The sequence below is a fragment of the Clostridium sp. AM25-23AC genome (assembly GCF_003435125.1).
GTDB lineage: Bacteria > Bacillota > Clostridia > Lachnospirales > Lachnospiraceae > Pilosibacter > Pilosibacter fragilis.
The window spans coordinates 1-7,884 of sequence record NZ_QWGI01000034.1; the positions used below are offsets into that span (position 1 = coordinate 1).

Here is a 7,884-nt window from a genome sequence, read left to right on the forward strand (position 1 = left end):
AATTTTCAGGGTTTTACATACTGTTCAGTTTTCAAGGAACTGTTTTGTTGTCGTTTCTTGTTCTCAGCGGCAACTCATTCATTCTATCATACCGTTTCCGGTTTGTCAAGAACTTTTTAAAACTTTTTTGAGGGATTAAGAAGTTTTCTTAATGACTCTTAATAAGTTTTGCCCTGTTGCTCAAGGCGAGTATTATAATATCAAATCCCCGGACAAAAGTCAACTGTTTTTTACATTTTTTTCATTTCTTTTTACATGTTTTGCGATATCATTACAAGTCCAGCCCAAGAATGCTATATATTGTATATTATATATTCAATTGATACAATATGATGTATCATCCTGATCGCCAAGAGCAAATACAGGAGCAGCCAAAAGCTGCTCCTGCCAGATTCCATATGGGTTCCTACCATAATATTATGAATTGCTCCCATCCAGCGTAAACCAGAACTCCACGCCATTCTCCCAGTTCTTCACGCCATACTGCTGGTTGTGGGCATCCATGATCGCTTTTACAATGGAAAGACCAATTCCGGTTCCGCCGTAGGCACGGGTTCTCGCCTTATCTACCTTATAGAACTTCGTCCAGAGATTCGGGATCGCATCCTCAGGGATCGGGGTTCCGGTATTAAAGACAGATACACGGACGATGTTGTTTTCCGGAAGCATTTTGATAATGATCTTTTTCTCTCCATCGATATGGTGGATTGCATTGCTCAGGTAGTTTGTGACTACCTGCTCGATTTTAAATTCATCCGCCCATACATAAACCGGCGTCTGAGCATCAAAATCCACCTGAATCTCATTCTGTTCGAGCAGGATCTTCGACGCGTTCACAACGCCGCGAACCAGTTCCGTTAAATTGAAACGGTCCATCACCGGCTTATCGTTTCCGCTCTCCAGAGAAGACAATGTCAGAAGCTGCTTGACCATCTTGTTCATCTTGTTGGCCTCATCAACAATAACATCACAATAGTAGTCGCGGCTTTCCTTCTCCTCGCCCATCCCTTCCTGAAGACCTTCCGCATATCCCTGAATCAGGGCGATCGGTGTCTTTAGCTCATGGGAGACATTTGCGATAAAATCCTTACGCATCTCGTCGATCTTTGTCTTCTCTTCGATGTCCTTCGTGAGCTGGTTATTTGCCGACTTTAGCTCCGAGATCGTTTCCTCCAGGCGCTCCGACAGTGTGTTCATACTGTTTCCTAAAACCTGTATCTCTTCCATATCATGTTTTCCAGACTCATATTTCGCATTAAAATCGAGATCCGACATGCGCTCTGAGAGGTTCGACAGCTTATAGATCGGCATTGTGATCTGTTTTGCCACCAGATATATGACCAGAGCACCGATCAATACAGCGATCATTCCCACATAGAGCAGAAACTGATTCGCGAGGCGGACACTCTCGCCGATACTTGACAGCGGTGCGCTCATGATAAAGGCAGTGCTGTTGTCGGAGAAGAATCCCCAGCTCTCCAGGTACATGCTCTCCCGCTGAGGATCGTATGTCTTCTGGATCTTATACTGGTCATTTTCCTCCAGAATCGTGTACTTGGCCTTTGTCCAGCCGAAAATATAGCGGTCAATGCGGTCTTTTAAAAACTTCGTATCACGGGATGTTGAATAGACCGTCGCATCCTCCGTGCTGTTGTCGATGATCAGGACAGAAACATTGGCGCTGTCGCTGAAATTCCGGATCAGGCGCTGCAAATTTCCTTCCGTGATATTTCCGTCAGCATCCCTTTCTCTCCTCATGGCGTCTTCGATGGAAATCCCGTAGTCCCTGTTCTCCTCGATCTGGGAGTCGATGGCCTCGTAGGCACTATTTAACGCCTGTACCTTCTTTGTTACATAGAAATCTTCCAGATACCACTTATTGACGCCCCAGATCACTGCGAGAATCACAGCAATCAGACCAATAAACGTGACCGTCAGTCTGGATCGTATCGATTTCATCATCCATCCACCTCGAGTTTATATCCCATGCCCCAGATGGTTTTAATATTGTCACCTTTCGGGCCAAGTTTGCTTCTCAGCTTCTTTACGTGGGTGTCTATAGTCCTCGCATCTCCGAAATAGTCGTAATTCCAGACATTATTCAGAATCTTTTCTCTTGAGAGGGCGATTCCTTTGTTTTCCATAAAATAGGTAAGAAGTTCAAATTCCTTGTTGCTGAGATCCACCGGCTTCCCATCCACAGTCACCTCGTGGGCATCCTTATCCACGCGGATTCCATCTGCCTCCAGAATCTCTCCCGTTGATGTACCGCTGCCACGGCGCAGGATCGCCTCAATTCTCGCCACAAGGATCTTCGGGCTGAACGGTTTTGTGATATACTCGTCAACGCCGAGTTCGAATCCAAGAAGCTCATCCCGCTCCTCGCTTCTCGCCGTCAGCATGATGATCGGAACCTGAGAATATCGTCGAATCGTCTTGCATGTCTCCCAACCGTCCATCTTCGGCATCATGACGTCTAAGATCACAAGACTGATATCTTTCTCCTTAAAGAAAATATCAATAGCCTGCTCGCCATCTCCCGCCTCTAAAACGCGGTATCCTTTAATCGTTAAAAAGTCTTTGACGAGCTTTCTCATTCTCTCCTCGTCGTCGACCATAAGTATTTTTACTGCATCCATTGTCTGTACCTCCATATATTTTACCTGATGCACTCCGATAAGAACAGAAGCGTATTCCAACACACTTGAGATATTAACCAGTCGATTCGGTGCTACCGGCATCATACATGTGTGCATAAAAATCCCACTTATCATCAGCTATATTTTAGCAGATAATAAGTGGGATTTCTATAAGTTCACGAACATTTCACAAAGGCAGTTTCATGAAGGCGGGAGAACTGTATTATTCTCCTTTTGAAGCCGTCACTCTGTCTCTAGGATTGAGTGCTACTCTGAAGATTATATAATCTTTTCCGTCTTTGTCTTTCCATGTTGTCACAAATATAGATGTTCCATCTGTTCCCTTATTTTTCTGATAATCAATTACACAATTGGAATAATTTCCTATGTAATAGCCATTAATCGTTTTACCGATTATTTCATGTTCTATAACTTCATCAAGTTTTCCTGTAAAACCATTATACGAAAATCTCTGTTTATTGAATTCCTGAAAATTTCTTCCCCCTGTATATATAACAGCAGTAATAGGCTGACTCGATTTTACATTTGTATTCACCTGTTCATTGATGTATTGTAACAGCGATGGAATCAGCTTTTCATCATCTGCTTGGAATACCGCTCCGCTTTCAAAGTTTTTCTTAGCTCTCTCCATATTTTTTTCATTACTTGTTTTTATTTCTTCTATTCGTTTAGATTCCTTATTTTCCCTTTTCTGCACCTTTTCCTCTATAGATCTATCTCCTTCTGGTATATCTTTATAATAGTAAGCTGACGACGTATCCTTATTTTTATAATATTTTTTTGTTGCATCCACTGCATACCATTTCCCATCTAATTTAACAATATTGAATGCATGCTCAATTTCAAATACATATTTTACATCAAGTCCACAAGCTTTTCCTAATGACATAAACGCATTTGCGAAACCTCCACAGACACATCGTCTATCTATAAACGCACCATAAGATGACTGATTATACGGTTCTTGCGCATCATATGTCACATTGTCAACAAGCCAATCGTAAATCTTTCGTGCCTTTTGATCCTCCGTCATTGAATTATTAATATTTTTACTTTTCCATTCTGAAATAAAAGCATTTACGCGTTCCTTTTGCTTAGCTCCCAACCAATAATTGTCAGTTCCGGTTTCATAATATCTTTTGTATTCCAAAATATGTTCAGCTGTAACAGAGTTCGCTTTCGGATACATAATACTTCCAATCGCCATGTTACTATAGCCTAAATTATCCAGACTAAATTCTATTCCGTTATATGTTTTAGGTTCCAGTGTCCCTGTTCCATCCACAGTATAAGTCGTATCCCCGGAATTTACATTCATCGTAACAACTTTTCCATCCTGTGTTCGTGCACCATTGGCATCCACCGTCTTCTTATCTGGTGTCTCCGTAGACACATACAGCCAGCCACTCTGGTCAAAGCAGTAATTCTCCGCAATTCCGTCCCCGTCTCCATCGATCCAGCGCCATCCATTTGTTGCGTAGGTGCCATTGTCCTCGTCATACCACCATTTACCGGCATTTGCTCCAGTTCCCTGTTTCCACTGTCCGGCATATGAGGAAAATGCCAGTCCCAGGCTCAGCAGTGTGGTCACTGCTGTTATTTTCAATACCTTTTTCATATTTCTCTCCCTTTGTTTCCAATATAGCAAATGGAAGCGTCCGCGCAGTTTTTCTGCACAGCGCTTCCATTATTCAGCGTCTCTTTATTATCTTTATTCTTCGTCCTTCTTCTCAACGATCGCGATATCGAGATCCTCAAGCTGCTTCGGATCTACCGGTGCCGGAGCTTCCATCATAAGACAGGACGCGTCTTTTACCTTCGGGAAAGCGATCACGTCACGGATGCTGTCTGCGCCTACCATGAGCATAACAACACGATCCAAGCCGTATGCAAGACCTGCGTGCGGCGGTACTCCGTACTTAAATGCGTCAAGCAGGAAGCCGAACTGCTCTCTTGCTCTCTCTTTTGTGAAGCCAAGAACTTCGAACATCTTCTCCTGGATATCATCCTGATGGATACGGACGGATCCGCCGCCGAGCTCCGTACCGTTTAATACGATATCGTAGGCTTTCGCGCGGACTGCGCCCGGATCAGTGTCGATAAGTGGGAGATCTTCCTCCATCGGCATTGTGAATGGGTGATGCATAGCGACGTAACGTCCCTCCTCCTCGGAGTACTCTAAGAGCGGGAACTCTGTTACCCAGAGGAACTTGAAATCGTCTTTCTTTAAGAGGTCTAACTGTCTTGCGATTTCAAGACGGAGATTTCCTAATACATCGAATACAACCTTGTTCTTATCTGCGGCAAAGAAGAGAAGGTCACCCGGCTTACCGTCCATCGCTTTTACAAGAGCATCCAGTTCTTCCTGCTTCATGAACTTTCCGAAGGAGCACTTATAGGAACCGTCCTCATGGATCGCAAGATATGCAAGCCCCTTTGCACCGAATCCCTTTGCGTACTCAACGAGAGCGTCGATCTTCTTTCTCGGCATACCGGCCTGTCCGTCTGCGTTGATACCACGGACAGATCCGCCGTTCTCAAGAGCGCTCTTGAATACAACGAACTCGCAGTCTTTTACAACATCAGATACGTTCTTTAATTCCATGCCAAAACGCATATCCGGCTTATCGGAACCGAAACGGTCCATAGCTTCGCGCCATGTCATACGGAGGATCGGAGTCTGGACGTCAAAGTTGCAGATCTCCTTGAAAAGTTTCTTTAAGAGTCTCTCGTTGACCTCGAGAACATCCTCAACATCCACGAAGGATAACTCCATATCGATCTGTGTGAACTCCGGCTGACGGTCTGCACGGAGGTCCTCGTCACGGTAGCATCTTGCGAGCTGGAAGTAACGGTCCATACCGGAACACATCAGCAGCTGTTTTAATAACTGCGGAGACTGCGGAAGAGCATAGAACTCGCCCGGATGCACACGGCTCGGTACAAGGTAGTCTCTTGCGCCTTCCGGTGTACTCTTGATAAGAGTCGGGGTCTCGATCTCGAGGAAACCTTCGTCCGCTAAGAACTGGCGGACCATCGTAGCCACACGGCTTCTTATCATGATGTTTCTCTGGAGATCCGGACGGCGGAGGTCAAGATAACGGTATTTTAATCGAAGGTCTTCCTTCGTCTTGCTGTTCTCCTCGATCGGGAACGGCGGTACCTCGGACTCGGAGAGGATTCTTAAGGATTTCGCTCTCATCTCGATGGTACCCGTCTTTAAGTTCGGGTTTGCTGCGCCGGAACGTTTTTCGATGGTTCCGACAACCGCTACTGTAAACTCACTTCTTAATTTTTCAGCTTTTGCGAAGCTCTCAGCGCCGCAGTCGCTCTCCTCAAAGATGATCTGGATGATTCCGGAACGGTCACGAAGGTCGGTGAAGATAATACCGCCTTTGTTTCTGCTCTTCTGGACCCATCCCATAAGTGTCATTTCCTGGCCTACGTTTGCCTCTGTGACTTCAGCACAGCGGCAGGAACGCTTTAAGCCTGCCATTGATTCTGCCATGATTTTCCTCCTGATACAGCTGGAATATTTAAAAACATACCCGCTGAATGTTATTGTAATTTCAAGTCGAACATCCGTGAGATTACTCACCACTTAAAAGAGGTGGGAGTCTTCTCGACTGAGATAAAGCTGTCCTTTTCCCGGTCTTAGTGCTTTAAGTCTTCCTTATAGAATTCCTTAAACTCACTGTAGCCTTCTTTTCCGAGCTGTTCCTTCTGGAACTTCTTATTTTTGTTCATCTGGGCTACAAGGACGATCTTTCCCTCCTTGCGGGCAGTCATCGCCTCTTTCATAATGGAAGCAAGCTTCTCGGAGCTCATTCCCTTTTCGAAGAGCCACGCTTCCTTCTCATTTCCGCCCGGAACTGTAAATCCGTTGTCTAAAAGGATCGTAACGATTCTCTCAAAGCCGATGGAGAAACCACAGGCCGGTGTATCCATTCCTGTGAACTTTCCGATCATCTTGTCATATCTTCCGCCGCCCGCTACGGAGCCGCCGAATCCTTCCATTGATACTTCAAAGATGGTTCCGGTGTAGTAGCCCATTCCACGGACTAAGGTCGGGTCGAACGCAAGTTTGAAGCTTCCGTCAGAAACATCGCCGACTGTCTCCATGATCTGCGCAAGATTCTCAGCTGCACCGTCCTCTAACACACCCGCAAGGATCTCTCCCATACGGCGGATACCTGAGGCATCGTTTGTTGCCTGCCCCATAAGCTCTAAGTATTTATCGGCCGTCTCCTCGGAGTAGCCATTTTCCATGAGCTCTGCCTTTACACCATCCGTACCGATCTTGTCCATTTTATCGACGGTGATGAATACCTTATCGATATCTTCCTCCGGGAATCCGCTGTATACGGCCATCGCACGGAGAAGCTTTCTGTCGTTGACGCGTACCTCGAAGCTGTTGTCCGGGCAGATCTTCTTTAACGCGGTCGTTGTCGCGAGGATCAGCTCGATCTCGGCCTGATTCGTTGCGTCACCGAGAATATCGATATCACACTGGACGAACTGTCTGAAACGTCCCTTCTGCGGACGGTCTGCACGCCATACGCTGCCTACCTGAAGTGCCTTAAACGGAGACGGAAGGTTTGCGGAGTTGTTGGAGTAATATCTGGATAACGGAAGTGTCAGATCATAGCGGAGTCCGCCGTCTGCCAGATCGTTCTCCGTCTCTGCTGTCTCGATATTTAATTTCTCGCCGCGCTTTAAGATCTTGAAGATCAGCTTCTCATTGTCGCCGCCCTGTTTGCTAAGGAGGTTCTCAATGTGCTCCACGCACGGAGTCTCGATCGCGGAAAATCCGAAGCCGCGGTAAGTCTCTTTGATTTGGTTCAGCACATAATCCCGGATCTGCATCTCTGCCGGGAGAATATCTTTCATGCCGGTGACCGGCTTTTTCTTTAATGCCATAAAGCTACCTCTGTTTCTCTCTTTATCGCGCAATTTCACGCCTACGTTCACCATAATACGCTGATTGCCTTAGGTTTTCAAGGGTTTTTTCTTTCCTTAATAAAAGTATTATATTTTTCGGACATGGATAAGTCAACTTATTTTGTGAGTTTTTCCCATCCCTCAGCGAAAAGATCGTTACTGTACACGGGTAGGAATTTTCTGAACTGAAAATTCCGTACAGTACAGTGGTGGTAGTGGATTTTGCCGATTTGGAATGCGAAGCATCGGCAAAATCAGTTACTGTTTGCGCAAGGCGTGAACA

6 protein-coding genes are annotated in these 7,884 nt (G+C 45.6%); all 6 read right to left on the reverse strand.

Going from position 1 to position 7,884, the window contains the following annotated elements; genetic code table 11:
* Positions 1-417: 417 nt before the first annotated feature.
* Entirely contained in the window at positions 418-1,962 is a 1,545-nt protein-coding gene (locus tag DW677_RS15425) for a HAMP domain-containing sensor histidine kinase (protein WP_117567754.1), read from the reverse strand.
* Positions 1,959-2,639, reverse strand: coding sequence for a response regulator transcription factor (locus DW677_RS15430; RefSeq protein ID WP_021905844.1), 681 nt, complete (start codon positions 2,637-2,639; stop codon positions 1,959-1,961). The genes DW677_RS15425 and DW677_RS15430 overlap by 4 nt, the downstream gene beginning before the upstream one ends.
* Before the next feature lie 223 nt (positions 2,640-2,862).
* The gene (locus tag DW677_RS15435; RefSeq protein ID WP_117471268.1) at positions 2,863-4,278 is read right to left on the reverse strand and encodes a transglutaminase domain-containing protein; all 1,416 of its coding nucleotides are present in this window, start codon (positions 4,276-4,278) and stop codon (positions 2,863-2,865) included.
* Positions 4,279-4,371: 93 nt separating this feature from the next.
* Positions 4,372-6,168, reverse strand: coding sequence for an aspartate--tRNA ligase (gene aspS / locus DW677_RS15440; protein ID WP_117567755.1), 1,797 nt, complete (start codon positions 6,166-6,168; stop codon positions 4,372-4,374).
* 146 nt (positions 6,169-6,314) lie between these two features.
* Complete coding sequence (gene hisS, locus DW677_RS15445) at positions 6,315-7,580, reverse strand: histidine--tRNA ligase (RefSeq protein ID WP_117567756.1); 1,266 nt, start codon at positions 7,578-7,580, stop codon at positions 6,315-6,317.
* 22 nt (positions 7,581-7,602) lie between these two features.
* Positions 7,603-7,884 (reverse strand): hypothetical protein (locus DW677_RS18545; RefSeq protein ID WP_207658988.1); only part of this gene is annotated, 282 nt, incomplete at its 5' end.